3 protein-coding genes are annotated in these 1941 nt (G+C 46.2%); 2 read left to right on the top strand and 1 reads right to left on the bottom strand.

Annotation, left to right across the window (positions count from 1 at the left end; translation table 11 throughout):
• Positions 1-115 precede the first annotated feature (115 nt).
• Positions 116-1186: a serine hydrolase domain-containing protein gene (locus VN105_RS14730; RefSeq protein WP_325642171.1), complete on the top strand. Its 1071-nt coding sequence runs from the start codon at positions 116-118 to the stop codon at positions 1184-1186.
• Positions 1187-1248: 62 nt separating this feature from the next.
• Here VN105_RS14730 and VN105_RS14725 read toward each other — a convergent pair whose 3' ends face one another.
• Positions 1249-1467 (bottom strand): hypothetical protein, encoded by a 219-nt coding sequence (locus tag VN105_RS14725; protein WP_325642169.1) that lies wholly within the window; start codon positions 1465-1467, stop codon positions 1249-1251.
• Between the two features lie 167 nt (positions 1468-1634).
• On the opposite strand from VN105_RS14725, the gene VN105_RS14720 reads away from it, so the two are divergent.
• On the top strand, positions 1635-1941 hold a 307-nt coding region (locus tag VN105_RS14720), incomplete at its 3' end, for an alpha/beta fold hydrolase (RefSeq protein WP_325642167.1).

The following is a 1941-nucleotide window of genomic DNA, read 5'->3' as shown; positions in this document are numbered from 1 at the left end:
ACGAGGTGTCAATTAAGGAAGGGACCCATCACATCAATGAAGTTTTCCCGGTGTCGATAGTGGATTAAATCCCGCTTCCTCTTTTTGCTGTATCTTCATAAGAGAACTTCCCTACATGAAAAGAACCGGCATCATCATCGCCTCTTTTATGATATACCTCGGCTGTTCAGCTCAGGCGTTGAACGACAATCCCATGAAAACCCCGCTGGATTCTGCCGTGGACCGTTCAGCAAAATTATATTTAAGCAAACCCGGACGGGTGGGTATCTCCATCGGGGTAATATACCGTCAGCACCACTATCGTTATAACTACGGGCAAACAGCGCCTGCATCAGGCGAGCCAACCCGCTCCAACTCAATTTATGAGATAGGATCTATTACGAAAACATTCACCGGCCTGCTGGTAGCGCATGCAATTGGCGAAGGTAAAATGAAACTGGATGAAGACATCCGGAAGTACCTACCCGGAAATTTCCCCGGTTTGCATTACCCCTCCGGAGAACCGGTACGCGTGGGATATTTACTTAGTCATACCGCCCTGTTTCCAAACAGTTTTACAGGCGATAACATATCCGTTCCAATGACGGAAGCCTATTTCCTGGATCAGCTGCAACAAATCAAACCTGATACGCTGAAAACACTAAAATATGCCTACTCCAACGCCGGCTACCAGTTACTGGGCTATGCGCTGGAGCATATTTACCAGGCTGATTATGAAACTCTGATCAAACGCTATATCACTACTCCCCTGCGCATGACAAATACATTTGTAAGTGCAAAAAACGCAGCGGTGCTTAATGGCTATACCGCCAGTGGCGAAAAAGCCCTGCCGGTGCCGGCCTCCTTCCCTGCTGCAGGAGGGCTTCACTCCTGTATAGACGACATGCTGAAATATGCCAGCTACCAGCTTGCTGAAAAAGATGCTGCGATAAAACTCACCCACCGGGTTATTTATGGCAATGTGGAGCAGGACGCAGTCGGTTTTCAATGGTCAATTGGCAGAACAAGGACCTGGGATTATTATATCAGGATAGATGGAGGCACTAATGGCTTCCGTAGTTTTTGCTCGTTATATCCAAATGATCAGGCAGCCGTTGTACTGCTTACCAATGAAAAAGACGACCAGGCAGGCGGCGATCTATACCGGGTAACAACCAGTATATTAAAAACGCTGAAGTCTTACTGATCTGATTTCTTCCTGTTGCTGTGAATTGACCTTTATTCTCAGTTTACCATCCCGGCGAAAAACTATTTTTTCAGGGCTCCAAAATGCTTATAAGTATTGATGAGCAAACCGGTGGGCGTTGTCTTCGAGTCAACAAAAGCAAGTTCCCGGGCGTCGATGCTGTCGGATAATAAGCGCTTACAGCGGCCAGGCAAAACCGGGTAAGTGATAAGCACCACCTCGTCTGCCAGCCCCTGGTCAAGCAACAGGTCGAAGTTGGGCCCGTATTCGTTAAAGCGCATTTTATGGCGAGCCCTGTTCGTGTTGCCGGCATATCCAGCGGACCCGGAAATTTCTCTGATCTGGCTTTGTTATTGTATTAATTATTGTACAGATAGCACACGCCGCCATAATTCCCTGATGGTATAATTGTTGAAAAAGGTTTTACAGTGATCAAATTTACACTAGTATGTCAAGACAGATCTACAACCGCACCATCAAAATTGATGGCATCGACCTCTTCTACCGCGAGGCAGGAGATAAAAAGAATCCATCGCTATTGCTCTTACATGGATTCCCGACCTCATCGATAGCTTTTAAGAATCTGATGATTGCCATGTCGGACCAATATCATCTTATTGCGCCCGACTATCCGGGTTTTGGCTTCAGCCAATTCCCGGTACCAGGTAATTTGGACTATACTTTTCGGAGCATATCCCTTTTGATAAACAAACTAACAGCAGCAATAAATCTAAACAGGTTCTTTATTTATCTCC

It is taken from the genome of Chitinophaga sp., assembly GCF_035564935.1.
In the GTDB taxonomy this organism is placed as follows: Bacteria; Bacteroidota; Bacteroidia; order Chitinophagales; family Chitinophagaceae; genus Chitinophaga.
This window is presented reverse-complemented; position numbering and strand designations above follow the sequence as displayed.

What these genes read in the sequence shown, in the direction of transcription:
- VN105_RS14730 (WP_325642171.1), top strand. Translation starts at nt 116, where the DNA reads ATGAAAAGAACCGGCATCATCATCGCCTCTTTTATGATATACCTCGGC.
- VN105_RS14725 (WP_325642169.1), bottom strand. Translation starts at nt 1,467, where the DNA reads ATGCGCTTTAACGAATACGGGCCCAACTTCGACCTGTTGCTTGACCAG.